Origin of the sequence: Pseudoduganella flava, assembly GCF_007830495.1 — a bacterium.
GTDB lineage: Bacteria > Pseudomonadota > Gammaproteobacteria > Burkholderiales > Burkholderiaceae_D > Rugamonas > Rugamonas flava.
This window is the reverse complement of sequence record NZ_VLKW01000002.1, coordinates 481,969-507,924: the sequence shown is the minus strand read 5'-3', so window position 1 is coordinate 507,924 and position 25,956 is coordinate 481,969. Positions and strand designations below refer to the sequence as shown.

Genomic DNA, 25,956 nt, shown 5'->3' with positions numbered 1-25,956 from the left:
CCTCAAAAAACGGTGAGGCCCATTCTAGCAAAGGCGGGTTTTGAGGGACGCACGACCTGCCCCGGCGGCATCCCGTCATGCCGGGATGCACGCCGTCGTGTACGGCGAACGGACACGCCAGCCCAGCGCACGGTACAGCGCCGCCCCGTCGGCTGTGGCCACCAGCACCTGCTCCGCGGTGGCGTGCCGCCGCGCCGCCGTCAGCGCATGCATCACGGCCGAGGCCAGGCCGCGCCGCCGGTGTGCCGGCTCCGTGGCGATGCGATCGTACACGTGGAAGCCGGCCACTTCAGCGGCCCAGCCGGATGCCGCCAGCTCGCCGGCAAGCGTGCGGACGCAGACCTGTGTCACGGTGCCATGCTCGCGCCGCGCGATTGCATAGCCGGGCGGCAGGGCCGGCGCGCCGCTCATCGGCCCGTCCAGCGTCATCAGGTAACGGGGCTCCTGCAGCACCCAGCGGGGCGGCAACAACGCCCGCATCACCTCCGCTTCACCACACAGCTTCAGGAAAATGCGTGGTGCGTCGATCTCGCCGGCGAGCGCCTGCAACCCCGGACACGCCGCCGCGAACACATGGCGCCGCAGCTCATCCGCACTCCCCGTGTCGACACGCCAGCCGCCCCGGTCCGGTACCGGCGCCGGCAGGCCGCGGGCGATCGAGCGTGCGCGCAGCCAGCCTTCGACCGGGCGGGCAAGCGAGGCATCGTATGGATGAGCGGACATGGCGCCATGATACCCGGGGACGAGGCGCGGCGCAGCGCTGCAAGATTGACACCCCTGCCCTTCTGGCATATAGTCCCGCATCTTGACCGGGAGAGCGCAGCCCAGCTGCCGCCGAAGGGGCACCACCCGAAAACTCTCAGGCACAATGGACCGGTCAGCGATTGCGGCGAGCGCAGTCGAAACTCTGGAGAGCGGCAACCGTCGAACAACATCGCGGTGCCCACCGAAGGGGCGTGCGGCAACCTTGCCGCTATCTCTCAGGTACCGAGGACAGAGGGGTAACGAACACCGTGGAAAAGTGCTGTCCGCTTTCCCGTGGTTGTGTTGTTAACCCCAATCGAGTCCAGGAACCATGACGCTCAAAGCCACCCCACTCAACGCAGCCCACCGCGCCCTCGGCGCCCGCATGGTCGATTTCGGCGGCTGGGACATGCCCGTCAACTACGGTTCGCAGATCGAAGAACATCACGCCGTGCGCAGCGACGTCGGCATGTTCGACGTGGCCCACATGTGCGTCGTCGACATCAAGGGCGCGGACGTCCGTGGTTTCCTGCGCCGCCTGCTGGCCAACAACGTCGACAAGCTGCAGGTATCGGGCAAGGCCCTGTACTCGTGCATGCTGAATCCCGAGGGCGGCGTCATCGACGACCTGATCGTCTACTTCCTCAGCGAAGACTGGTTCCGCCTCGTCGTCAACGCCGGCACGGCCGAGAAGGACGTGGCGTGGATGAAGGCGAAGAGCGACGAGTGGAACGCCGGCCTGTCGATCACCCAGCGCCGCGACGGAACCGATGCAATGGCGTTGATCGCCGTGCAGGGCCCGAACGCCCGCGCCAAGGTGTGGCAGGTGATCCCGCAGGCGCAGGCCGCGACTGCCGAGATGAAGCCGTTCAACGTGGCGCTCGTCAAGGACACGGCATTCGGCGAAGCGATGGTTGCGCGCACCGGCTACACGGGCGAGGACGGCTTCGAGATCGGCGTGGCCGCGACGCAGGCCGAGGCGCTGTGGAACGCGCTGGCCGCCGCCGGCGTGAAGCCGGCCGGCCTGGGCGCGCGCGACACGCTGCGCCTGGAAGCCGGCATGAACCTGTACGGCCAGGACATGGACGAATCCGTGAACCCGCTGGACGCCGGCCTGGCATGGACGATCGACCTCGTGGCCGAGCGCGATTTCGTCGGCAAGGCCGCCCTGCAGGCCAAGGGCCAGAACGCCCAGTTCGTCGGCCTGATCCTGCGCGAAAAAGGCGGCGTGCTGCGCGCGCACCAGAAAGTCATCGCCGCGAACGGCGAAACGGGCGAGATCACGTCCGGCACGTTCAGCCCCACGATGCAGCAGGCGATCGCGCTGGCGCGCGTGCCGAAGAGCGTGCAGGTGGGCGATACGGTACACGTCGAGATCCGCGACAAGAAGCTCGCCGCCACCGTCGTGAAGCTGCCGTTCGTCCGCAACGGTAAAATCCTCGTCGCCTGACCTGTCGGCGCAACTTCGAACAACACAACCCCTTTTGGAGCACACATGAGCAATATTCCTGCAGAGCTGAAGTACACCGAGTCCCACGAGTGGGTGCGCAAGGAGTCCGACGGCACGATCACGGTCGGCATCACCGAATTCGCGCAGGACGCGCTGGGCGACATCGTGTTCGTCGAACTGCCGAAAGTCGGCAACAGCTACACGGCCGGCGACGACGCCGCCGTCGTCGAATCGGTGAAAGCCGCTTCCGACATCTACGCTCCCGTGTCCGGCGAAGTGATCGCCGTGAACGACGCCGTGGCCGGCGCCCCGGAATCGATCAACGCGAACGCCTACGATGCATGGCTGTTCAAGATGAAGCCGGCCGACGCGGCCGCCATCGACGGCCTGCTGGACGCCGCCGCCTACGGCAAGAACACCCAGTCGTAATTCCCGCAGTACCAGGGCCGCGCAGTCATTGCTGCGGCCCTTTTCCTATCCGGACCAAGAGACTTTCCCATGACCCGACCCAGCCTGACCCAACTCGAAGCGCGCGATGCCTTCATCGCCCGCCACATCGGCCCCGATGCCACGGAACAGCAGCAGATGCTCGACACGCTCGGCTATGCCTCGCGCGCCGCGCTGATCGACGCGATCGTGCCCGCGCACATCCGCAACCGCGCCGCCCTGCCGCTGGGCCAGTTCGCCGAGCCGCTGCCCGAGCAGGCCGCGCTGGGTAAGCTGAAAGGGATCGCCGCCAAGAACAAGGTACTGAAATCGCTGATCGGCCAGGGCTACTACGGCACCTACACGCCGGGCGTGGTACTGCGCAATATCTTCGAGAACCCGGCCTGGTACACGGCATACACGCCGTATCAGCCGGAGATCTCGCAAGGTCGCCTGGAAGCGATCCTGAACTTCCAGCAGGCGATCACGGACCTGACGGGCATGGGCATCGCCAACGCATCGATGCTGGACGAAGGCACGTCCGCCGCGGAAGCGATGACGCTGATCCAGCGCGTGGGCAAGTCGAAATCGAAGGCCTTCTACGTGGCCAACGACGTGCTGCCGCAAACGCTGGAAGTGGTACGTACCCGCGCCGAACCGCTGGGCATCGACGTGCACACGTTCGACCCGGCCGAACTGGCGGCCGTGACGGACGCATTCGGCGTGCTGCTGCAGTACCCGGGCGTGAACGGCGCCGTGCGCGACTACCGCGCCGACGTTGAAAAAGTGAAGGCCACCGGCGCGATGGTCGTCGTCGCCGCCGACCTGCTGGCGCTCACGCTCCTCACGCCACCGGGCGAATGGGGTGCCGACGTCGTCGTCGGCAACAGCCAGCGCTTCGGCGTGCCGCTGGGCTTCGGCGGTCCGCACGCGGGCTACATGGCCACGCGCGACGAATACAAGCGCTCGATGCCGGGCCGCCTGGTCGGCGTTACCGTCGACCAGCAGGGCAATATGGCTTACCGCCTCGCGCTGCAGACCCGCGAACAGCACATCCGCCGCGAGAAGGCCACGTCGAACATCTGCACGGCGCAGGTACTGCTGGCCGTGATCGCATCGATGTATGCCATCTACCACGGCCCGCAAGGCCTGGCGAACATCGCCACCCGCGTGCACCGCTACACCGGCATCCTGGCCGACAACCTGCGCACGCTGGGCTACCAGCTGGCCAACGACACGTTCTTCGACACGCTGACGGTCGTCACTGACAAGGCCGACGCGCTGCACGCCGCCGCCGTCGCCCATGGCATCAACCTGCGCCGCATCGATGCGCGCCACGTCGGCATCTCGCTCGACGAAACGACGGACCGCGACACGCTGGCCGCGCTGTGGACCGTGTTCGCAACCGGCGTCGCGGGCGCCCCTGCCGCGCCGGACTTCGCCGCCGTCGAAGCGAAGATCGAAGACGCCTACCCGGCCGCACTGGTCCGTTCCAGCGCCTACCTGACGCACCCCGTGTTCAACCGCTACCACAGCGAAACCGAGATGCTGCGGTACCTGCGTACGCTGGCGGACAAGGACCTGGCGCTGGACCGCACGATGATCCCGCTGGGTTCGTGCACGATGAAGCTGAACGCGACGTCCGAGATGATCCCGGTGACGTGGCCCGAGTTCTCGAACATCCACCCGTTCGCGCCGCAGGACCAGACCGTGGGCTACCGCGAAATGATCGGTCAGCTCGAAGAGATGCTGTGCGCGGTGACGGGCTACGCGGCCGTGTCGCTGCAGCCGAACGCCGGCTCGCAGGGCGAATACGCCGGCCTGCTCGTGATCCAGAAATATCACCAGTCGCGCGGCGAAGGCCACCGCAATATCTGCCTGATCCCGTCGTCGGCGCACGGCACCAACCCTGCATCGGCCAGCATGGTCGGCATGCAGGTCGTCGTCACGGCATGCGACGAGAACGGCAACGTGGACCTGGCGGACCTGAAGGCGAAGGCCGAGCAGCACAGCAAGAACCTGGCATGCGTGATGGTGACGTACCCGTCCACCCACGGCGTGTTCGAGGAAGGCATCAAGGAACTGTGCGACATCGTGCATGCGCACGGCGGCCAGGTGTACATCGACGGCGCCAACATGAATGCACTGGTCGGCGTGGCCGCACCGGGCGCGTTCGGCGGCGACGTGTCGCACCTGAACCTGCACAAGACGTTCTGCATTCCGCACGGCGGCGGCGGCCCGGGCGTGGGCCCGATCGGCGTCGGCGCACACCTCGCCGAGTTCCTGCCGAACCAGCGTTCGACCGGCTATGTGCGCAGCGATAACGGCATCGGCGCCGTGTCGGCCGCGGCCTATGGTTCCGCGTCGATCCTGCCGATCTCGTGGATGTACATCGCGATGATGGGCGCGGAAGGCCTCACCGCCGCGACCGAAACGGCGATCCTGAACGCGAACTACATCGCGCGCCGCCTGGCACCGCACTACCCGGTGCTGTACACGGGCCACGATGGCCTGGTGGCGCACGAGTGCATCCTGGACCTGCGCCCGCTGACCGATGCCACCGGCATTTCCAACGAAGACGTGGCCAAGCGCCTGATGGACTTCGGCTTCCACGCACCGACGATGAGCTTCCCGGTGCCGGGCACCTTGATGATCGAGCCGACCGAGTCGGAATCGAAGGCGGAGCTGGACCGCTTCATCGACGCAATGATCGCGATCCGCGAAGAGATCGCCAAGGTCGAAAGCGGCGCATTCGACAAGGCGGACAACCCGCTGAAGTTCGCGCCGCACACGGCCGAGGTGCTGCTGTCCGACAAATGGGACCGCAAGTACAGCCGCGAAGTGGCTGCCTACCCGCTGCCGTCGCTGCGCAAGCAGAAGTACTGGCCGCCGGTCGGCCGCGCCGACAACGTCTACGGCGACCGCAACCTGTTCTGTGGCTGCGCGCCGATCAGCGCTTACGAATAAGCGCCAGTGCGTCGTCGAAACGCCGTCCATCGCAAGATGGACGGCGTTTTTTACATCGGCGGCAGGTGCACGGTTTCCTGGCCAAGCCGCTTGCCATGCACGTCCACGTGCTGCAGGAACAGCGTGCCGTCGCCATCGAGTGCGACGGCGTGGGCGGTGCCGTCGGCCCCGGCGGCCAGCACGGCGCGCCGCTCCGTCAGCCGATACGGTTCGCCCCAGGCGCCGCGCGCCGGCCGGGACACCAGCCACAGCGCGCCCGCCGCGTCGGCATATGCGAGGTATTCGCCGCCCTCGTTCAAGGTACTCCAAAGCAGGCGCGCCCCCGCCACCTGCGCCACCGGCTGCGGAATGTGATTGCTGCCGCGGTAGACGACGATCCGCTCGCCGGCCGCAAACAGGTCCGGTACGTTCGGCACAAGGCCGGGCGCCAGGTACACGCTGCCTGTACGCGGCGGCAGGTTCGGATACGCCATCTCCACCTTCCACCCGAACGCATCGCCGAACGACGCAAAGCGCAGCTCCCCGTCCCTGCCGCCCGGGTGCAGCGCCCACACGCCGGGCAGCCGGTACGTACCAACGGCGTAAGCCTGCGCGCCGGCCACGTTGGCGGGCAGCGCCAGCGCGCGCAACCCGCAATCGGGCGACGCGGCATTGCAGTACCACGTGGCGGGCCGCTCGCTGATCACCGCACTGACGAGCAGCAGCGGCGGCGCCCCGACCTGCAGCGGCCCGAAGGCCAGGCGCGTCACGCGCGCCGCCTGCGGCAATTCGGGCAACGGCGCCAGATTGCGCAGCGCTTCCTGCCACTGCGAATCGTTCAGCCCTGCCGGCAGCCCGCTGGCGACGTGCAAGGTGCACGGCCCGGTGGCGTTCTTGCCCGTCGTCGCGATGGCGACCGCGATGCTGCCGTCCGGCGCCTGGCGCACGTCGGCGCAGCAGACCACGCGGTCCGCGCCGCCGGGCAGCGCCTCCGTCAATTCGAGGACGGACCACGCGTTGTCGCCGACGCGGCGCAGCAGGTGCAGCCGCCCGGCCGCATCGACGAGGAACACGAGGGGCCGGTCGGCGCCGTCGCGCAACATAAAAAGGGGCCGCGCCGACTGCGCGGGAGCATCGTACAGCGACAGGTTCGCCATCAGGGCCTCATACATGTGCATGGTTTGCGAGCGTCGGTTCGATGGCGGCCGCCAGCCGGGCCACCAGATAGTCCTGCACGGCCGCGAGACTCGCGGTGCCGTGCTCCCAGCCGTGCGCCAGGCGCGGCACGTTCAACAGGTGGGCCAGCGGGTCGGCCACGATATAGGCGCCGGCCTTTCCCGCATCCGTCACCGGCGGCGCCTTGCGCGCCCGGCTGACGAGGTGCACCTGGCCGCCCACCCCCTCGACCAGTTGCAGCCGCAGCGACCATTGCAGCGTGACGCGGGCCCACGCCTTGCCCAACTCGGCCTGCGCACCGTCCGCCCCCGGGCGGCCCAGCGCATCGCGCTCGTAGCGCATCAGCGATGCATGCAGGTCGATCGTCGGCCGCAGCACGCCGGACAGGTCCGGCTGATCGGTCATCGTGACCGTGTAGTGCTGGTCCTGCTCGGATTCGCGGTGATGCGTGACGTCGCCGGGCAGTTGCCACCTCAACAACACCTGGTCGCGGTAGTTCCAACCGTTGGCGGTGCCGACGAACCGGGCCCGTTCCCCCGTCCTGCCGCCCGCGCCGGATTTCGCATCGAGGCCACCGTCCCGGTCAACGACGGCGCCGGCCGGTAACGTCTGCACATAGTCCGGCGACGCGTTCAGCCGGGCTTCCAGCGGCTCGACCAGCAGCGGCTTCAGGTACCGTTGTAGAAATTCCTCACGGTTACCAAATCTGTTTAATTTAGGCATTTAATTTGCTTGGGGAAATGTTAAGATTGGTGCTGTTCAGTTAAGCCGAACTGTAGCCAGCCCCGCGCGTGCGCGCCTTCCGGAAACCTTCCGGACAGCTAACCGTTTGATTTAACTAGGAAAAGTTTTTAAGGCGCGGGGACGAATGAAACAGCGGATGTTTCGCTTCGGCGAATGGACGGTCGACGTGGCAGGCAATGCGCTGAGCCAGGGCGACGTCCGCATCCCGCTCGAACCCCGCGCGATGGACGTGCTGCGCTACCTCTGCCGGCACCCCGGCGCCGTCATTCCCGCCGAGGAAATCCTGCAAGCGTGCTGGGGCACGGCCGAGCTGGGCGACAACCCGATCCACAAGGCGATCGCCCAACTGCGCCGCGCGCTGGGCGACTCGAGCACCGAGCCGCGATATATCGAAACGGTACGCAAACGGGGTTACCGGGCGCTCGCCGACGTCGTCGAAGAAGAGGAACAGGCCGGCATCTGGCAGGACGGCTCGCCGTTCCGGGGCCTGGAAGCGTTCGAAGAAAACCACGCGGCGATCTTTTTCGGCCGCATGCAGGCAACCACCCGGCTGCGCGAAACGGTATTGGACCAGGTCGAAAACGGTTGCGCGATGGCGCTCGTGCTCGGGCCTTCCGGCTCCGGCAAGACGTCGCTGGTGCGCGCCGGCCTGCTGCCGCAACTGACCGGCGGCGACGGCCCGGTCGCCCTCTCTTGTCTGCTGCACATGGATTGCGCAGACCTGGGCGGCGGGGATTTGTTCGGCGCGCTCGCAGCGGTGCTCGTCGACGCGGAACGCGATGGCGTGTATCTGTTCGATGGCAGCAGTGCCGAGGCGCTGGCCGGGCGGCTGCGGTCCGATCCCGCGTCCGTCGCGTTACGCCTGGGCGCCGTCGATAGTCCGGTGCGGATCGCCGTCTTCGTCGACCGGCTGGAAGCGATCTTCCGGGCGCCGAATACGACGGCCGAGGACCGTGCTCGTTTCATTGGTGTGCTCGACTTGCTGGCCACCCACCAGGTACTGGTGATGCTCGCTTGCCGCAACGATTTTTATCCGGAGCTGATTGCGCTACCCGAGCTGATGGCGTTGAAGGCACGGGGTGGGCACTTCGACCTGGAGCCGCCGGATGGGGCGGATATCGCGCAGATGATCCGCCTGCCCGCCCGCGCCGCCGGGCTGACCTTCGAGGTTGATCACACCACGGGTGCGGCGCTGGATGATGTGCTGTGTGATGAGGCGCGGGGGAGTCCGGATGCGTTGCCTTTGCTGCAGTATTGCTTGAATGAGTTGTATCGGCAGCGCTCGGAGGATGGGGTGTTGCGGTTTGAGGTGTTCAGGCAGCTTGGGGGGATTGAGGGGGCGCTGGGGGTACGGGCCGAGGAGATTTTTGCGGGGTTGCCGGGGGAGCAGCAAGCGGCGTTGCCGCATGTGCTGTCACTCCTAGTCAGTGTCGGGGAGGAGCAAAATGCTGTCACGGCGCGACGTGCGGCTTGGGCGTCCGTGCGGAGCGATACCGAGCGGGAGCTAGTTAATGCGCTTGTCGAGGCAAGACTCTTTGTCAGTGAGTTCACGGGGGACGTCCCCACTTTCGGCGTTGCGCATGAGGCCCTATTGAGACGGTGGCCGCGCGTGGTGGAATGGGTCGAGCGACATCGAGAGGCGCTGCAAGTAAGGACGCGAATTGGCCCTCAGTCGGAACGATGGGCGGTATGCGGAAAACCAAGGGATCTGCTTCTACCCGAAGGAACTCAGCTCAGTCAGGCAAACAGTTTGCTTAACCTACCTGGGCTTACACTTTCCTCTATTGAAGTCGACTTTATTCAGACCTCACACGGTCGCGCTCGATCCTTCAAACGGCTTCGTGCAGCTCTGCTCTCGGCTCTCGCCGCACTAGCTGTCATTGCGATCGTGCTCGGATTGACGGCACGCGCTGCGCAGTCTACCGCGGAGCGCCACCGCAGCGCCGCCGAGGGCTTGATGACTTCTATGTTGAGCGAATTCGTAGGCAAGTTACGGCCTCTAGGGCGCTTGGACTTATTGGACAGTGTGAGTAAGCAGGCATTCGTTTATCTTGCTCACTCCGGCTCAGCTGATGTCGACGAGACGGTCCTTTCCCAACGAGCGAGAGCTCTACAGGTAATCGCTGAGGTCCATATTGCGAGAGCGGACCCCGCTAACGCGCGGTCCGCCCTCCAGGCTGCAAGAACGGTATTAACCGAATTGGACGGCAAAAAGGCGAAAGACAAGAGCTTCTTGCTGGATTTGGGCGCGAATGCGTTCTGGTTGGGGCAGATCGCTTTCGAACAGGGGGAGCTGGATGAAGCACGGAGATACATGACTGAGTATCTTCGCATTGCTGACCGATTGGTCGCTTTGGATTCGAAAGACCCTAAGGGTTGGATCGAGCAGTCCTACGCCCATTCGAGTCTCGGCAGCATTGCTCTCAGTTTAGGCACTCTCGATGCTGCCCGAATCCATTTCCAAGAGTCGATCCGCCTAAAGGAAGCGGCACTGGATAACACTCCAAGTGACGATGCGTTGAAAGCTGACTTGGCTGATAGCCTTTCGTGGCTTGCTAGCACAGATGCCAAACTTGGAAAGCTCCGATCTGCTCTGCAACTCTATCGACGTGAAGAATCGTTGCTGCACCCTTTACATAATAGAGAAAGATCAAACGCGCTGTGGTCCTATCGCTTGGCGATGTCCGCCTGGCACAGTGCTGACATGTCCGCTGCCCTAGGCGATCTGGTTGCTGCTAAGTTCGACTATCGAAAGGCAAAAGAACTAATGGACAGCGCTATCGCAAGCGACCCAACAAATCGCGCGTGGCAGCTCGACCATTTGAAACTGAAGCAGAGGGAAATTGCAATTGATCCAGCAACGCTACAAGGGTCCACCACACTGATGAAGCTATTGAGTATTGAAAGAGAGCTAATGACTTTCAATGCTTCAGCGTCACCAAATATCGAGCTAGCAAAAATGCTCGCGCTGGCTCGCCAGCAGCGGGGCGAACAATATCTGAGGATGAATCGCCTGGGTGAGGCAGACGCCGCCACTCAACAGGCACTCGCACCTCTCGTTGGCTTTCCAAACAAACAACGCGAGGACCTTCAGTTCGCTGGAACATTGGCAAACATAATGCTCACACGGGCTAAGGTTCTCTATGCGCTGCACGATAAGGCGGGCGCGCACGCTCTCTGCCGCGAGGTACAACAGATGCTTTCTCCTGCAGCCGCGTTGACTGCCGACTATACCATCCTCGTCCCACTGAGCCGCTCATTCAGCTGCACTGAGGATATCCAGAAAGCAGCGGAAGTGAGTCAACGTCTGGAAGCGTCCGGCTACGCCGATCCCAGAACCACCCTTTTAAATTTCCACCCCTGAAGAAAGGCAAACATGAGTTCCGCTGATACTCCGGTAACCCCTACAGCATTTTTTAACATATTTGTAACCGTCTTCCCTACTACTGGGAAGGAAGGAGAAACTGTTTACAAAACGCATTTCACGCCTGAGTCCATCGACGTGCAGCAACTTGACACTGTGTTGAACTATCAGCTAATTTCGCCGACCCCGGAGGATATTAGGATTGTAGAAGTTACCATATCCCCTGATGGCAACGAGGAATTCAGCACTCCCAGCATTAGCCGCAGCGGCAAGCTCGCAACGTTCAGCGATGCCAATCTTATCGATGGCACTTTTGGCGTAACCTTGCATTTCAGCGATAAAATCGGAACCAAGTTTAAAGTTGACCCACAGATCATCAATCGCCCACCTGCCTGACTGTCGCGTAGCTCCGAACAGCAGATCCATGTGCGTTTTCCGGGTAAGATAGGGCATGTTCTTAGTTGCCTTGTACTGCCCGTGAAACGAGCTATCGGCGCAGCGCTCACCTCAGCGCTGCTCTTCCCCGGCCTCGGCCAACTCATCGTCCTCAAAAGGCCCGCGCGGTCCTGCCTGTTCCTGCTGCCGGCAGCTGTCGCGCTGTTTTTCCTCGTCGGCTCCGCGATCTCGACAGCTACAGTAGTTGCAAACGAAATCGCAGCGGGAACCTTGCAGCTCGATATCCAACTCATCCTTCAGCGGATCGCCGCCGCAAACCCTGGACCTGCCGGTAGCACCGCCTCTGGCGTGCTGATCGCAGCCTGGCTCGGCAGCATCCTGGATGCGCTGTTCCGCCGCTGACCACACGAAAACCGCGCTACCATGGTCGGCACAATACCAACCATGGGAGCATCCGATGAGACACCTGCTGCCACTGCTCGCCAGCCTCGCGCTAACGAGCGTCCCCCTCACCGCGCTCGCCCAACAATCCGGCCTCAAACGCACGCTGGTCACACGTGGCGATATCTCGGTACCAAATCGTGAAGCCGTGGTCGCCCAAGTCGAACTCGCCCCCGGCGCCACCGCGGGCCGCCACACGCACCCCGGCGACGAGATCAGCTACTTCCTGGAAGGCGAAGGCGAGCTGCTGATCGATGGCGAGCCGCCCCGGAAGGTGAAGGCCGGCGAGGCTGTCATCATCCCGGCAGGTAAAGTGCACGACGCCCGCAACACGGGCAGCGGCACGACGAAGCTGATCGGCGTGTATGTCGTCGAAAAAGGCCAGCCGCTGGCGACGCCAGCGAAGTAGTTCACGCCGCCAGGCGCCCAGCCGGGAAGGCGACGGTGGCCGCCACGGCCTTGCGCCAACGAAGCCGCAGCGCGATCGCCGTGCCGATCAGCGCGCCGATGACCGCGCCGGGGAGCAGCCCGTTCGGCACCGACACGTGCTCGACGATGCCGGCCAACGGCGGTGTCACCAGCATCACCGCGCCAAACACGAGCAGTGCGCTATTCCAGCCAGGATGACGCGCATGATCGCGCAGCAGTACCGGGGCGAACATGGCGGACAACGCGGTGCAGCACGCCCACGCGTTCCACGACCCGATCGTGAGGAGCACGATGAGCGCACTGCAGGCGAGGTAGGCAAGCCATGTGATGCCATAGCGGACCAGCAGCACGCGGGCCAGTTCGCGATTCAGTTCACGGCGTGCTGGCGCCCCGGGCGTCAGCAGCAGGACGCCCTGCTCCACCGGCGTCGCCTTCAGCGCCGCCAGCGTGGAGCGCGCATGGCCCCACAACGGCAGGACCAGCAGCGCCAGTGCGATCGGCACGAACGGCGCGAGCTTCGCCGTGCCGGCCCAGGCATGCAGTGCCAGCGTCAACGCGGTGATCATCACGATGGTCATCGAAGGACGGCTCCAGTGCGTGCGCGGGCCCAGACCATCGAGCATGCTTTGCCCCGGCCGGCGCGGCGTAGCGGAGCGCGGCGCATAGAATGCGTCGAGCAGACGCAGTAACGGACGGCCACCCAACGTGTCGAAGGCGGCGATGTAGACGCCGCGCTTGGCGTTGCTGGCACGCCGCGCTGCCGCGTCGCCCCACGCAAAATGGCGGTCGCCGCCGTGCGGAAACAGGATGCGCAATGCCAGCCATCCCAGCGGCACCATCAGGGCCAGGGCGCCAAGCGCCACGGTCGTTTCGCCCCATGTCGTGACCGCATCCATGAAGCGTACGAGCTGCTCGCGATAGATCTGCAAGCACGCCACGATGACCACGGTGACCATATACGAAATCAGCACATGGCGCTGACACAAGGCGACGAACAGCAACAGGAACGCCGTCCCGATCAGCACATAGCCGAAGTGCCCCAGCACCATGCCGACCACCAGCGCAGGCAGCAAGCTGGCGCCGATCCACAGGACCGCGGTCAGCACCATCAACCGCCGGCGCAAGCCCGGTACCAGCAGCGAGAGACTCGGGCGGTTCTGCTGCACCGCGTTCTGCAGGAACACGCCCCACCAGATCAGTACCGCCGCGGCGAGAAAGACGCCCGCCAGGAAGCTTGTGAGCCCGCGCGGCACCGACCACGCCAGCGTCGACACGTATTCGGCGATCGCAAACAGCACGAGCAGCACTGTGCTCCACATCTCGTTGCGCAGCCGCCGCTCGAGCAGCGGCTGCATCAGCAGCATGCGATAGGCATTCATCGCGTCACCTCTTCGAACAGGTCTTCCAGCGACACGCGGTCGAGGCGAACGCCGGGCGTGCCGTCGAGCCGCTCAGCCTCCTGTTCGGAGACGCGCGCAACGATGCTGAAAGCCCCGCCATCGTGGCGTACGCGCCCCAGCTCCTGCTCCAGGCGCAGTGTGCTCAGCACGTTCGGGTGGCCCGTCACGCGGCGCGTGCCGTCCAGCAGTTCGTCGAGCGGGGCCTCGACCGCAATGCGGCCTTCGCGCAGGAACGCCACATCCATCGCCACGCGCTCCAGGTCGGACAGGATGTGCGTCGAGAACACGACGGTGGTGCCGCGCTCGACCACGTCGTTCACGAGTTCGCGCAGGAAGTCGCGCCGGCCCATCGGGTCGAGGCCGGCCACAGGTTCGTCCAGCACCAGCAGGTCCGGCTCGTGCGCGAGCGCGCGGATGATCGACAGCCGCTGTTGCTGGCCGCCCGACAGGTTGCCGATCTTGCGGCTGCGCGCGGCACCGTCGAAGCCCCAGCGGCCCAGCAGGTGCTCCACCTTCGCTTCGTTCCAGTGCGGGTACAGCGTACGGAAGTAAGCGAGCAGCTGGTCCGGCGTCAGCCACTCGAACAGGTCGGATTTCTGCGGCACGTAGCCGATGCGGGCACGCGCCGCTTCGGACAACGCGTCCACGGGCTCGCCGAACAGCGCGATCGCGCCGTCGTCGATCTCGCGCAGGCCCAGCATGCACTCCATCAGCGTCGACTTGCCGGCGCCGTTGCGGCCCAACAGGCCGATCACCTTGCCCTGGCCGATCTGCCAGTCGACACCCGTCAGCGCGGCATGATTGCCGAAGCTCTTGCGTACACCGCGCAGGGTCAGGATTGGTGGGTTCATGTCGCTTCCTTCAGCACTTGTTTGAACAACTCGAGGATCGTGGCGTCGTCCAGCTCCAGCTGGCGGGCTTCGCGCGCGGCGCGCTCCAGCGCTGGGCGCAGCAGCGCCTCCCGCTCACCCTTGCCCTGCCGGCGCCGCTGCGCCACCTGCATGCCCTGCCCGCGCAACCGTTCCAGCACGCCTTCCATCTCGAGCAGGTTGTACGCTTTCGACACCGTCATCGGATTGACGGCCAGCGCCTGCGCCACTTCGCGCACCGAAGGCAGCGTGTCGCCCGGCTTCAGCACCCCGGCCGCGCACAGCCGCTTGACCTGCTCGATCAGCTGGCGATAGATCGGGTCCGGCGATCCGGTCGCGATGGAAAACAGCAGTGCGGTGTGTTCGGCCATGACTGTATGGTGTATTAAGTGATTAATACAGTATACACCTATGACGGCATTGTCAACGGCTTTCGGCGGATGCGGGCGGCGCGTCGGGAACTCAGCGATAATGAGCTGGACCTGTCGCTAACAAGGAGAACAATGAAGATCGGCATCCAGACCTGGGGCAGCCATGGCGATATCCGTCCCTTTCTCGCGCTGGGCGAAGGCTTGCAGCGCGCCGGGCACGACGTCACGCTCGTCGTCACATCGCCCGACAGCGCATGCGACCAGTTGGCCTCGACGGCGGGCGTGCGCATCCGCGTGGTGGCCTCCCCCGTCATCGACGCCGCCCAGACCGAGGTCGTCGCCAATATGGCACAGGGCATGAAGGACCCGATGAAGCAGATGGCGACGCTCTTTCGCATGTGCTTCGCCCCAGCCGAGGATGCGATGTTCGCGGCAGCGCGCGCCCTTGCGGCGGAGTCGGATCTGCTGATCGGCCACTACGTCCTGCACCCGCTGCAGATCGCGGCCGAGCAAGCGGGCAAGCCGTATGTCAGCGTCATGCTGTCGCATGCGGGCGTGCCGAGCGCGTACAACCATCCGCTGCAGCTGGACTTCCTCGGCAAGGCCGGCAACCGCGTGCTGTGGTGGGTAACGAAGCTGGCACTCAACGGCGTGCTGAAACCCTATGCCAACCGGCTGCGCCGAGAGCAAGGCATGCCCCTGACGCGCGACGTCGTCGGTGAAGTGTGGCTGTCGCGCTCCCTGACGCTGGTGGCAGTCAGCCCGCAGATTTGCGAACGCCAGCCGGACTGGCCGGAGACAGTGCAGGTGTGCGGCTTTCTCGACATGCCGAACATCGAGGTCGAAGGCAGTGTGCCTGCTGAACTGGAGGCGTTCCTCGCAGCGGGCGCCCCACCCGTCTACATGACGATGGGCAGCTGGATGCCGCGCGACCGGGTGTGGCAGCGCGAGACGCTGCAATGGCTGACGGACGCCGCGCGGCTTGCCGGCTGCCGCGCGATCATTCAAAGCCCGACGTGGCAGGACTGCGGCTTCGCGCGGACGGATCGGGTGTTCTACCTGTCGGCATCGCCACACCATGCGATCTTCCCGCGCTGCGCGGCGATCGTGCACCACGGCGGCGCGGGCACCACGCAATCCGCGACGCTGGCCGGCAAGCCGTCGATCGTCGTCGCGCACATCAGTGAGCAGGAGCACTGGGGGCGCGAGCTGGGGCGCATCGGTGTGGCGCCACGGCTGTTGAAACGGCGAACCGCGACCGCGGCCGCGCTGGCGAAGCGTATCGGCGAAGTCACTGCCGACATGACAAGCCAGGCACTGCTGGTGAGCGCGGCAATGCGGCAGGACCGCGGCGTGGAGACCGCTGTCGCGCTGATCGAGCGGAAGTTCGGCCGCACGACGTAGTCGACAGACGAAAAAAAAAACCGCGCCGGCGTGGCGCGGTTTTCAGATGCAGCGGTGCGGCATCACCCCAGCTTCGTCGCATGCTCCCTGGTCGCATGGAACATCAGCTTCGGCCAGCGCTCCTGCGTCAGCCGCAGGTTCACGCCCGACGTGGCCAGGTAGGCCAGGTTGCCGGCCGCATCGTAGGCGACGTTGTGGCCCAGTGCCGCTTCGAAGTCGGCCAGCGCCTTCTTGTCGTCCGACGACACCCAGCGCGCGCTGCTGATGCTCGTGCCTTCGAAGACGGCGTCCACACCGTACTCGTTCATCAGGCGCGAAGCGACCACTTCGAACTGCAGCACGCCGACGGCGCCCAGCACCAGTTCGCCGCCCTGCACCGGCTTGAACACCTGCACGGCGCCCTCTTCGCCCAGCTGCTGCAAGCCTTTGTGCAGCTGCTTGATCTTCAGCGGGTTGCGGATGCGGACCTGGCGGAAGAAGTCCGGCGCGAAGTACGGGATGCCCGTGAACTGCAGCATCTCGCCTTCCGAGAAGCTGTCGCCGATCTGCATATTGCCGTGGTTCGGCAGGCCGATGATGTCGCCGGCGTAGGCCTCTTCGACCTGCTCGCGCGACGATGCCATGAACGTCACCACGGACGATACCTTCACTTCGCGGCCCAGCCGCAGGTGCTTGACCTTCATGCCGCGCTCGAAACGCCCGGAGCACACACGCAGGAACGCGATGCGGTCGCGGTGGGCCGGGTCCATGTTCGCCTGGATCTTGAACACGAAGCCGGAGAACGGCTGCTCCGTCGGTTCGACGGAGCGCACCGTGGCATCGCGGCCGCGCGGCGGCGGTGCCCAGTCGACCAGCGCGGACAGGATCTCGCGCACGCCGAAGTTGTTGATCGCGGAACCGAAGAACACGGGCGTCTGGATACCGGCCAGGAAGTCTTCCAGGTTGAACGGGTGCGACGCGCCGTGCACAAGCTCGACCTCCATGCGCAGCTGGTCCATCTCGAGGGGGAACATCTCCTGCAGCTTCGGGTTGTCGATGCCCTTGACGACTTCGAAGGTCTGGTTCGCGCTTTCCTCGCCGGCGCGGAACAGCAGCACTTCGTCGCGCAGCAGGTGGTACACGCCGCGGAAGTTCTTGCCCATGCCGATCGGCCACGTCACCGGCGCGCATTGGATCTTCAGCACGGATTCCAGCTCGTCGAGCAGCTCGAGCGGGTCGCGCGTTTCGCGGTCCATCTTGTTCATGAACGTGACGATCGGCGTGTTGCGCATGCGGCAGACGTCGAGCAGCTTGATCGTCTGCGCCTCGACACCCTTGGCCGCGTCAATCACCATCAGCGCCGAGTCGACGGCCGTCAGCACGCGGTAGGTGTCTTCCGAGAAGTCCTGGTGACCCGGCGTGTCGAGCAGGTTGATGATGTGGTCGCGGAATTCGAACTGCATCACGGACGACGCGACGGAAATGCCTCGCTGCTTCTCGATTTCCATCCAGTCCGACGTGGCGTGGCGCGCGCTCTTGCGCGCCTTCACGGTACCGGCCATCTGGATCGCGCCCGAGAACAGCAGCAGCTTCTCGGTCAGCGTCGTCTTACCCGCGTCGGGGTGGGAAATGATGCCGAACGTGCGGCGGCGCTGCACTTCGCGCGCGATCAGCGCGGGCGTCTTCGCGCTGCCGCTTTGCACGGCTTCCTGTGCAGGTTCCTGTTGATTCGTTTGGATTTCTTCGGACATGATGGCGGCCAACGGTTCGGCTCGACGGAAAACCTGCGATTTTACCGTTTTTTGCGTTGCTCCGGGCGTTTTCAGCACCTCGACAGCTGAGTCCGTGTCTCCTGGTGCCAGGCACCAAGAGACACGAGCTGAGCGGTGCTCTGGATGGGCCTGTGTCCCTTCGTGCCTGGCACCAGGGGACACAGGCTGAGCTGTGCCTACGGGCATCATGGCTCAGTCCGTGTCACCGGTGCCTGGCACCGGTGACACGAGCTCAACCATCAATCGCCCTTCACGCGCCGCCAGCCGACGGGGTGCGCGCCCTCCGAATCCAGCTCAGCGATCGGCCGCGTCAAGGTTTCGCCCTTCGCCGTCGTCGCGATCATCTTCAGCTGGCCGCTCGGCAGGCGCACGATGATGAAGCCGACGGCGGCCGACGTGTTCGACAGCGTGCCGCCGACGATCGTGCCGTTCACGCCGGCGCCGCGGCACACGTCCACCGCGTACGCGTTACTGGTGCCGCCCACCGAGCACGACGAGGACGACGTCGGCAGGTTCGTTACCACGTTCGCCACACCGCTGACGATCTTCGGGTCGATGTTCATCCGCTCGCCCGGGTTCAGGCGCCAGTCGAAATACCAGCCGCTCTTCGTGTTCAGGTCCGCCGCCGCGTCGGTGATCGCGTACTGGTTCGTGTTCGTGCCGCTGCCCACCGCCGACAGCGTCTGCTGCTCCATCGCCGCGCCGCGCACGTTGACGTAGGCGCCCGTGTCCTTCAGCGCGTACAGGCTTTGCACATCCGTGTTCGTTGTGTCGGGCACGTCGAGCAGGCGGCCCGTGCCGAACAGCACCACGCGTCGCGGTTCGGTGCTGCCGTCGACGGAGCAAAGCGTCACGTCCGGCCGCGTCGTCACCGGCTGCGTCGCACCGGCGTCGCCCATCTTCAGCACGCCCACGCTGCCGTCCGTCGTCGTCAGGTCGAAGCGCCACATCTGGCCCTGGTTGTCGCCGCCGTAGATGTACGTGACGAGCGGATCGGTGTTCGGGTCGGCCGTGATCGCGGTGATCTTCGCCAGGCCGGTCGGCGTCGTCGTATCGCCGCTGTTCGTGCTGACGGTCTTCAGCACCGTGCCCGTCGCCACGTCGACGATGAACAGGTAGCCCTTGCCGTCGCCGCTGGCCACGCCGTCAACACCCGGCACGTTGTTGTAGCCGGACGTGAGGAACACGACCCAGCGTGCCGTGCCCGAGCCATCCTTCCACGTGCCGAATTGCGGGTTGCCGAACGAGAGGCCCAGGTTCGGCAACGCGTTCGTGCACACGGTCGCGTCGGCGCACAGTTCCCACAGCTGACGTGGCTGGCGGGGATTGGTGATGTCGAGCGCGTAGTAGCCGCGCCCGCCCGCGTTCAGGCCGGCCACCAGCACCGTGTGCCAGGCGCCGCCGAAGTACACGTCCGCCACTTCCGGCGAGCCGTCCGTCGTGAACTGGTGGTTCGTCGCGTACGTGGTGCTCGACAGCGCGGGCAGCTTCCTCATCGTGATGCGCGGGACGTACGCCCACAGCTCCTCGCCATCGTTGGCGGCGAACGCATGCAGCATGCCGTCGTTCGCGGCCGTGAACACGGTCGCCACGGGGCGCGCCGCCGTCTGCGCATCGCGGAATTCCGCATAGCCGGCCGCCGTATAGGCCTTGCGCGGGTCGCGCACATAGGCCGGCTTCGACGATGCGATATCGCCCAGCACGATCGGCAGTGCGGTCGTCCCCGTGCTCATCGTGTAGGCGCGGTAGATGCGGTCGTTGGCATACTGCTGCTGGCCGCGCAGCCAGTTCACCATGTTGGCGCCGTCGTTGACGAGTGCGCGGTCGGCCGTCGACAGCAGCGTGCATTGGGGCAGGTTCGTGCACTGGCTGGTGAACCAGGCCTTTTCCTGGCTCGTCATCTGGTCGTAGCTGAATGCCTTCAGCCCGCTTGAGCCCAGCATCCAGATGCTGCGCGTATCGCTGCTGGCCGCGACCTTCTCGCCGACGGTGTCGGTGGTGGTCCACACCGTCGTCGTGCCGACGACGCCGGTGGTCGGGTCGATCTTGCGGTCGGATAGCTCGCCATACCATTTCACCGTCGTGAACGTATCGGAGAAGATGTCGTTGTCCTGCAGCGAGATGTTCGGGGTGGACGTGGCCGCGGCCGACGCGGCGCCCAGCGTCACCTGCATGTTCGCCAGCGCCGCCGACAGGCCCTCGACCACTTCGCGCGGCTCGTTCGCGCTGAAGTACTTGCCGTGGCCGTTGATGGCCGCGTGCCACAGGTCGTCCACGCGCTCCTGCACGGTGCTGCTGGTGTTCGTCGTGTCCGGGTTCGGCCACACATACGCGCCGTTGGCATTCCATGGGCAGCCCGTCGGCACGCGGGTGATCAGGTTGTAGAAGTCGCCGCCCGCCTTTGGTGCCGTGTCGTAGTTCGACTCGTACGTCATCACGCCGTCCACGCCCAGGCCCAGCGTGTACGTGTTCATGTGCAGGTGCGTGTTCTCGCCTTCCGCCGCCGGCACCTGGCCGGGCTTCGTCACGTCCGGCTCCAGGTCCGGGCGCAGCGACACGGTGCCCGTCGACGAGCCGCCGTTATACCAGTGCAGCGCCACGTCCGAGATCGAAGGCTGCGACTGGTCGCGCGTATCGACGCAGCCGCGCGCGTACGAACAGAAGCGCCCGGCGTTCTCGCGGTTGTCGTTATTGACGACGTTGCTCGTGCTGCTGCCGTTCCAGTACCCGTCCGTCGTCAGGATCAGGAAGTTCTGCTGGCAGGGGAACTGCACCACTTCGTCGCCCACCCCGTAGTTGTAGGGCGACAGGTTGGCGAACATCCTGCCCACATTGTCCATCGCGGTGCGGATCGGCGTCGAGCCGCTCGTCGTCGTGCCGTACAAGGTCGAATACCACGTGCTGCGCGCGGTGCCGGTGAAGTCGGCCGGCTTCATGTCGATCGCATAGCCGGAGCCGGCCTGCGACAGGCGCACGAAGCCCACGCGATAGTTCGCGTTAATCGCCGCGAAGGCGATGCCGACCGACGTCTTCATCATCTGCAGCCGGCTCTTGTAGTACGCATACCAATTGGCGAAGTTCGTCATCTCCTCGGCGTAGGTGCAGGCGCCCGCCTGCGCCACGCAATCGGTGCGCGCCGAAGTCTTCGGATACGTGCCACCCGGTAGGATGTCCACCCGGCTGAATGCGTTCGGCAGCGACGACAATGCCGTCGTCGTCGTCGGCACGCCTTCGATCACGCTGTTGGCCGCCACGAACGAGAACGTCACGTAGCTGGTGTTGCCGGTATTGCCCGTGAACGCCGCGCCATTGCTGGTGGCGTTGACATTGACGACGCAAACGGTCGTCGCCGGCTCGTCCGCGCAGACGGCTGTTGTGGTGTCGCCGCCCAGGTAAGCCTTGTGGGTGGCGCGCGTGCCGTAGGCGTTGATGGCCTGGACAAGCAACGTCGCGGCGCCGGCCGGCGACTGGTTCTTCAACGCGACCGTATCGGTGATGCGGGTCGTGCCCAGCGTCAGGTAGCTGGCGTAGCCGGTGCTGCGCGTGCTGCCGCTGCCGCCGATGCGCAACAGCGCCGTCGGCGGCTGGCCCGTCGTTGCGGGGGTGGTCTGGACCGTCGGTGCCGTCACCGTCAGGCCCCAGCCCTGGCGCGTGTTGGAGGTGGAGTCCTGGCGGATCGTGCTGCAGTTCGTCAGCGACTTGGTGCCGCTGGCGCAAGTAATCGGAATCACGGCCACGACGTTGTCCGACGTCAGCGGCACGCCCAGCGTCGAGCAGGCCGGCACGGTGCTCGATCCGACCGGGGTGCGCACGCAAGCCCAGTACGAGTTCGTGCCCAGGCCCGTCTTCGCGATGATGCTGGCGGCCAGCGAGGTGGCCAGCGCCTGCTGCTTGGCGGCCGTGTTGGTGCCGGTCGACGCCGTGACGGTGCCGTTCGTGATCGTGATCGGGCTGTTGGGCGAGGCGGGGTCGATCACGGCGACCGACGTGATCGACATCGACGACGTCGACAGCGATGCGCCGATCGTCACCGCGCCGTAGGCGATCGTGGCCGCTGGCGGGCTGGAATACTTCGGATAGACGTAACTGCCCACGCGCTTGGCCTGGCACGTCGTCAGCGTCCGGTTGCTGCACCAGCGGACCTTCGCTGCCACCGGGTAGCCGGACGCCGCGGCGGCGCCGGCCGCCACCGCCGTGCACGACGTCAGCGTCTCGTCGCGGCAGTATTCCGATACGGCGATGTTGTAGTAGTAAGGCGCGCCGCTGATGCCGGCCGCCGTGTAGTAGGTGTTGTCCGGGTACGTGTAGGTGGCCGTGTTGATGCGGCAGTCCGTGTTGTCGGACGCATTGCACCACTTCACGTCCGGGAACCCGGTCGTCAGGTCGATCGCGGTGTCGCCCTGGCCGTACAGGTTCGAGTTGCTGCGCCCGAACCCGTCGCTGGGCACGTTGGTCCAGTTGCTCGTCTGCGCCGCCGTCATCTCCGCGTAGTACGTGCCGTCCCACATGATCGGCGGCTGGTAGCGGATGCGCGGGTTGTAGTACTGCCGGTTGAAGTCGGGACTCATGAACGGAGGGTGGCCCACCGCGCATGCCGTCACGCCGTCGGCCAGGGTGCGGCGCGAGCGGCAGATGTTGTCGTTCACGTAGTCCGGCGTGTAAGTCTGGTCCATCGAGCCGGAGTTATCGAACAACAGCATCAGGTTCGGCTTGACGGTACCGGTGCCGGCGATGTTCAGCAGCGGCACTTGCGCGATGTTCGTCGTGGCGGCCAGCGCCAGCGCGGGCAAGGACGGCAACAGCGCGCACGCCAGCCGGATCAGGAAGTTCTTCATCATGGTTCTCTCGCGATCACGGGCCCATCATCACGACGGCCTGGTTCATCACGTTGCCGCCGCGCGGGCCGGACACGCGCGCGGTGATCAGGTAATGCAATTGCGGCTTGCCCTGGTAGGCCGGCGCATCGGAAGACAGGCTGTCGCCGACGCGGGTGCGCGCCTGCACATTCTGCCGCGCGGCCGTCTGCGAGCAATTGTTCTTCGGCGCCTCGGAGTTGTACGGCCCCGCGAACTGGCACATCCGGTGGATCACGTACTCGACCTGGTTGCGGTTGTTCGCGTCCCACACCTTGATGGAATTGGCCCAGAACGCCGGGTTCGACACGCCCTGCCCCGCACCGGGATTGGTGGTGGCGACGTAGCCGGCCGCCGGCACGTCGTTGTTCAGCACACTCTTGTCGGCCTGGTTGTTCAGCCAGTTGTAGGCGGTATGGATGCCCAGGTCGGCGGCCTTCGACAGCGCGTCCTCGTAGGCCAGGTTCGACGTCGTCAGCGTCGTCGAATTCGTCGAGCGCAGCAGGTAGATGCTGCTGACCATCATCACGACGAGCATGATCAGCATCACGGGCAGCGCCAGCCCGCGTTGCGCGGTGGAGCGGCGGCGCGGCATCACGGCCTCCACCCGGCGTTGCGGATCGGGACGATCGTCTCGAACACGCGATAACGGTAGCAGGTCCAGCTGACGGTGTCGCCCGCGATGTCAAGCGCCACCTGCACCGGCGCGGCCGCAACGCCCGCCGGCACGGCCGTGCCGAACACGGACAGCGGCGCCGTCGTGGCGGTGCATGTCGTCTGGCGCGCGGCGGGCCGTTCCGGCACGGCGCTGCGCGCTATGACGGCGATGCGCAGCGCGGCGATGCGCTGCCAGTCGCCCGCGCTGCCCGTGCTGCCGTTGCCGTCCGCATCGACCATCGCCGTGCTCCACTGGCCCACCTGCATGCCCTCCTTCGGCGTGAACGCGGCGCCGGCACGCGTATCGAAGCCGTATTGCGCCTTCAGCGCGACGACGTTGCCGACGACGGCTTGCGGCTGCTGCCCGGCGCCCGCCAGGTCGGTCGCGCGCAGCTGCAGCACGCCGTTCGACACGGTCCACGTGTGGAAGGCCAGCTTGTCGGCGCGGCCCAGGTTGAACACGCGGGCCTGGCCGCCGTCGTACGCGACGCCCAGGTTGCCGCTGTTGAAGCGCCATGCGGCGCCGCTGGCAATCTGCAGGATGCTGCCGGCCGGCGCTGCGGACAGCTGCGCCAGCACGCAATCGGCGCCGGTCGGCTCCGGTGCGACAACGACCGCATCGCCCTGGTTGAAGCCGAACGGCGCGGCGGTGTCGACGCCGATTTGCGAGCCGCCGTTGTAGTTCTGCCAGACCCGCGTGGACCCGACGCCCGCCATGCCCGTGCCCGAGTACAGCGACAGGGCATCCGAGCGCTGGCCGCCGTCCACGATCACGGCAGCGGCCAGCGGTGTGATCGCTACGCCGCCACGGGTGGCTGCCGCCAGCGCATAGCCTTGCGTATCGGTCATCCGCGTATTGCAGCCGGTGACGAGATCGTCGTTCAATCCCCACCCCGCCTGCGCCGCGTCGTGCTGGATCGAGAACAGCGCCAGCATGCCGTTCTGCATCGCATCCGAACCGCCGACGGAAGCGGACTTGCTTTGTTCGCCATTGACCATCAGGCGCGTCGCGAACATCACGGCCAGCAGCCCGATGACGACGCTGACCATCAGTTCGACGAGCGAGAAGCCCCGTTGTGCATTGGTCTTCATCGGATGTACGCCGTCACGAGGTGCTGGTTGTCCGCATCGCCGCGCTTGCGCCGCCAATGGATCTCGATGTCCACGCGGGTGCGCTGCGCCTCGGGCACGACGGTCACGCTGTAGCGCGCGCCGGGAATCGCGGCGGCCGTCTCGGCGGCCCATGGCGCCAGCGCGGCCGGCGCGGCGGCATCCAGCGCGACCTGGTAGTTGGCCAGGTTGGCCACGTCGTTGCTCATGATGCCGACGAGGCGGTCGGCGGCGATCGTCGCCTCGGCGCGCATGCCGGCATCGGCCAGCGCCGAATAGGAACGGGCTTGCAGGCCGATCGTGCCCAACAGGCCGATGGCCAGGATGACGACGGCGATCAGTGCTTCAAGCAGTGCGATGCCGCGCTGGCGATGAATGCGGGCGGGCGTCATGGCGGGCACGCTCGCGAATCGGGCGCGGCCACCGTGGGGTCGCACTTGGAGGCGATGCCGGCCAGCGTGACCGTCAGTGCGACGGGGCGCACGTCGCCTGCCAGCCGGGCGGCGGGATCGAGCCGCAGCTGGGTCAGGCGGTCGGCGATCGTCGGGTCGACCCAGCCCACTTCCGTGAAGTAGATCACGTTCGTGCCTTCCGGCGTCACGGCAGGAATCAAGACGTCGGACGGCGGCAGCGCATTCGCGGCCCGGAACACGGATTTGAAGCCGGTCGCGCCTTCCGGATCGCCGGCGGCCGGCGCGGTGGCCGTCGACCAGTTGCCCGCATCGTCCGTGCACGCGGCGCCGGGCGCCGGGAAGCACAGGTCGACCTGCCAGTCGAACTGCCCGTTGGCGTTCGGCGTCAGCACGAGGCGGCTGCGCGCGTTGTGCGTGACGGCCTGGCGGCGCGCCATCGACATGCCGTCCAGGTAGAACTCGGCGGCGCTGCGGGCCTTGTTCGTCATGATCCAGTTCGTCAGGTTCGGAATGCCGACGGCCAGCAGCACGCCGAGGATGACGATGGCCACCATCATCTCCACCAGCGTGAAGCCGGTGCCGCGGCGCGTCAGCTGGAGCATTGGCCGCCCTTCTTGTCGACCCAGCATGCCGCGTTCGTGCCCCAGGACGGCGTGCCCGTCGTCGCGCGCGTGCCGTTCTGGTCGATCGTGTACGTGAAGCCCGCCATCTTGGCGCGGCCGGTCGCCGTCACCGTGAACGACGAGGCGCTGGCGTTGCTGAGGGCATAGGTGAAATTCGGTGTCGCGGCCGGGAACGACGACGCCGCGTCGAAGCCGACGTACGTGCGGTTATTGCTCCAGAACTGTTCGGCCGCCGCCTGCGACGCGCCCAGCGCGCTGAACGCCTCGGCCGTGCGCGACCGCGTGATGTGCTCCGTATAGGCGGGCACCGCGACCGCCGACAGGATGCCCACGATGACGATTGTGATGAGCACTTCCATCAGCGTGAAACCTCGTTGCGTACGTTGCAT

General features: G+C 65.8%; 21 protein-coding genes and 2 riboswitches. Of the genes, 8 read left to right on the top strand and 13 right to left on the bottom strand.

Annotated elements, in window-relative coordinates:
- Positions 1-75 precede the first annotated feature (75 nt).
- Entirely contained in the window at positions 76-723 is a 648-nt protein-coding gene (locus tag IP92_RS06550; RefSeq protein WP_145873725.1) for a GNAT family N-acetyltransferase, read from the bottom strand.
- Between the two features lie 77 nt (positions 724-800).
- Positions 801-886: riboswitch (glycine riboswitch) on the top strand.
- Positions 887-897: 11 nt separating this feature from the next.
- A riboswitch (glycine riboswitch) is annotated at positions 898-1,007 on the top strand.
- A 68-nt stretch (positions 1,008-1,075) separates the two neighbouring features.
- Here IP92_RS06550 and gcvT point away from each other — a divergent pair.
- From gcvT to gcvP, 3 genes are all read left to right on the top strand, one after another.
- Positions 1,076-2,194: a glycine cleavage system aminomethyltransferase GcvT gene (gene gcvT / locus IP92_RS06545; RefSeq protein ID WP_145873724.1), complete on the top strand. Its 1,119-nt coding sequence runs from the start codon at positions 1,076-1,078 to the stop codon at positions 2,192-2,194.
- 45 nt (positions 2,195-2,239) lie between these two features.
- On the top strand, positions 2,240-2,623 hold the full coding sequence (gene gcvH, locus IP92_RS06540) for a glycine cleavage system protein GcvH (RefSeq protein WP_145873723.1): 384 nt from the start codon (positions 2,240-2,242) through the stop codon (positions 2,621-2,623).
- Between the two features lie 69 nt (positions 2,624-2,692).
- On the top strand, positions 2,693-5,587 hold the full coding sequence (gene gcvP, locus IP92_RS06535) for an aminomethyl-transferring glycine dehydrogenase (protein WP_145873722.1): 2,895 nt from the start codon (positions 2,693-2,695) through the stop codon (positions 5,585-5,587).
- A 50-nt stretch (positions 5,588-5,637) separates the two neighbouring features.
- On the opposite strand, the gene IP92_RS06530 is transcribed toward gcvP, so the two are convergent.
- Together IP92_RS06530 and IP92_RS06525 are read right to left on the bottom strand one after the other, a co-directional pair.
- A complete protein-coding gene (locus IP92_RS06530; protein WP_145873721.1) occupies positions 5,638-6,723 on the bottom strand; it encodes a hypothetical protein in 1,086 nt (361 codons plus the stop codon).
- Positions 6,724-6,730: 7 nt separating this feature from the next.
- A complete protein-coding gene (locus IP92_RS06525) occupies positions 6,731-7,465 on the bottom strand; it encodes a hypothetical protein (protein WP_145873720.1) in 735 nt (244 codons plus the stop codon).
- Between the two features lie 145 nt (positions 7,466-7,610).
- Between IP92_RS06525 and IP92_RS06520 the strand changes: the two genes are divergently transcribed.
- From IP92_RS06520 to IP92_RS06505, 4 genes are all read left to right on the top strand, one after another.
- Positions 7,611-10,850 carry an nSTAND1 domain-containing NTPase gene (locus IP92_RS06520; RefSeq protein WP_145873719.1) on the top strand — a complete coding sequence of 1,080 codons (3,240 nt, stop codon included), beginning with the start codon at positions 7,611-7,613 and terminating at the stop codon, positions 10,848-10,850.
- Positions 10,851-10,862: 12 nt separating this feature from the next.
- Positions 10,863-11,246 carry a DP-EP family protein gene (locus IP92_RS06515; protein WP_145873718.1) on the top strand — a complete coding sequence of 128 codons (384 nt, stop codon included), beginning with the start codon at positions 10,863-10,865 and terminating at the stop codon, positions 11,244-11,246.
- Between the two features lie 81 nt (positions 11,247-11,327).
- Positions 11,328-11,648 (top strand): hypothetical protein, encoded by a 321-nt coding sequence (locus IP92_RS06510; RefSeq protein WP_145873717.1) that lies wholly within the window; start codon positions 11,328-11,330, stop codon positions 11,646-11,648.
- Positions 11,649-11,703: 55 nt separating this feature from the next.
- Positions 11,704-12,096, top strand: coding sequence for a cupin domain-containing protein (locus IP92_RS06505; RefSeq protein ID WP_145873716.1), 393 nt, complete (start codon positions 11,704-11,706; stop codon positions 12,094-12,096).
- Between the two features lies 1 nt (position 12,097).
- Here IP92_RS06505 and IP92_RS06500 read toward each other — a convergent pair whose 3' ends face one another.
- From IP92_RS06500 to IP92_RS06490, 3 genes are read right to left on the bottom strand one after another with little or no spacing between them, the layout of a single operon-like run.
- A complete protein-coding gene (locus IP92_RS06500; protein ID WP_145873715.1) occupies positions 12,098-13,495 on the bottom strand; it encodes a hypothetical protein in 1,398 nt (465 codons plus the stop codon).
- Positions 13,492-14,367 (bottom strand): ABC transporter ATP-binding protein, encoded by an 876-nt coding sequence (locus IP92_RS06495; RefSeq protein WP_145873714.1) that lies wholly within the window; start codon positions 14,365-14,367, stop codon positions 13,492-13,494. Before IP92_RS06495 ends, IP92_RS06500 begins: the two co-directional genes overlap by 4 nt.
- Entirely contained in the window at positions 14,364-14,756 is a 393-nt protein-coding gene (locus IP92_RS06490; RefSeq protein WP_145873713.1) for a GntR family transcriptional regulator, read from the bottom strand. Before IP92_RS06490 ends, IP92_RS06495 begins: the two co-directional genes overlap by 4 nt.
- Before the next feature lie 132 nt (positions 14,757-14,888).
- Between IP92_RS06490 and IP92_RS06485 the strand changes: the two genes are divergently transcribed.
- Positions 14,889-16,160: a glycosyltransferase gene (locus IP92_RS06485; RefSeq protein ID WP_158206683.1), complete on the top strand. Its 1,272-nt coding sequence runs from the start codon at positions 14,889-14,891 to the stop codon at positions 16,158-16,160.
- A 62-nt stretch (positions 16,161-16,222) separates the two neighbouring features.
- Here IP92_RS06485 and IP92_RS06480 read toward each other — a convergent pair whose 3' ends face one another.
- The 7 genes from IP92_RS06480 to IP92_RS06450 form a co-directional block, all read right to left on the bottom strand.
- Positions 16,223-17,890: a peptide chain release factor 3 gene (locus IP92_RS06480; protein WP_145873711.1), complete on the bottom strand. Its 1,668-nt coding sequence runs from the start codon at positions 17,888-17,890 to the stop codon at positions 16,223-16,225.
- Positions 17,891-18,150: 260 nt separating this feature from the next.
- Complete coding sequence (locus tag IP92_RS06475) at positions 18,151-22,749, bottom strand: PilC/PilY family type IV pilus protein (RefSeq protein WP_229418660.1); 4,599 nt, start codon at positions 22,747-22,749, stop codon at positions 18,151-18,153.
- Between the two features lie 13 nt (positions 22,750-22,762).
- On the bottom strand, positions 22,763-23,359 hold the full coding sequence (locus tag IP92_RS06470; RefSeq protein WP_145873710.1) for a pilus assembly PilX family protein: 597 nt from the start codon (positions 23,357-23,359) through the stop codon (positions 22,763-22,765).
- On the bottom strand, positions 23,359-24,513 hold the full coding sequence (locus IP92_RS06465; RefSeq protein WP_145873709.1) for a PilW family protein: 1,155 nt from the start codon (positions 24,511-24,513) through the stop codon (positions 23,359-23,361). Before IP92_RS06465 ends, IP92_RS06470 begins: the two co-directional genes overlap by 1 nt.
- The gene (locus IP92_RS06460; RefSeq protein ID WP_145873708.1) at positions 24,510-24,923 is read right to left on the bottom strand and encodes a type IV pilus modification PilV family protein; all 414 of its coding nucleotides are present in this window, start codon (positions 24,921-24,923) and stop codon (positions 24,510-24,512) included. Before IP92_RS06460 ends, IP92_RS06465 begins: the two co-directional genes overlap by 4 nt.
- Positions 24,920-25,546 carry a pilus assembly FimT family protein gene (locus IP92_RS06455; protein WP_145873707.1) on the bottom strand — a complete coding sequence of 209 codons (627 nt, stop codon included), beginning with the start codon at positions 25,544-25,546 and terminating at the stop codon, positions 24,920-24,922. The genes IP92_RS06460 and IP92_RS06455 overlap by 4 nt, the downstream gene beginning before the upstream one ends.
- The gene (locus IP92_RS06450; RefSeq protein ID WP_145873706.1) at positions 25,534-25,956 is read right to left on the bottom strand and encodes a type IV pilin protein; all 423 of its coding nucleotides are present in this window, start codon (positions 25,954-25,956) and stop codon (positions 25,534-25,536) included. Before IP92_RS06450 ends, IP92_RS06455 begins: the two co-directional genes overlap by 13 nt.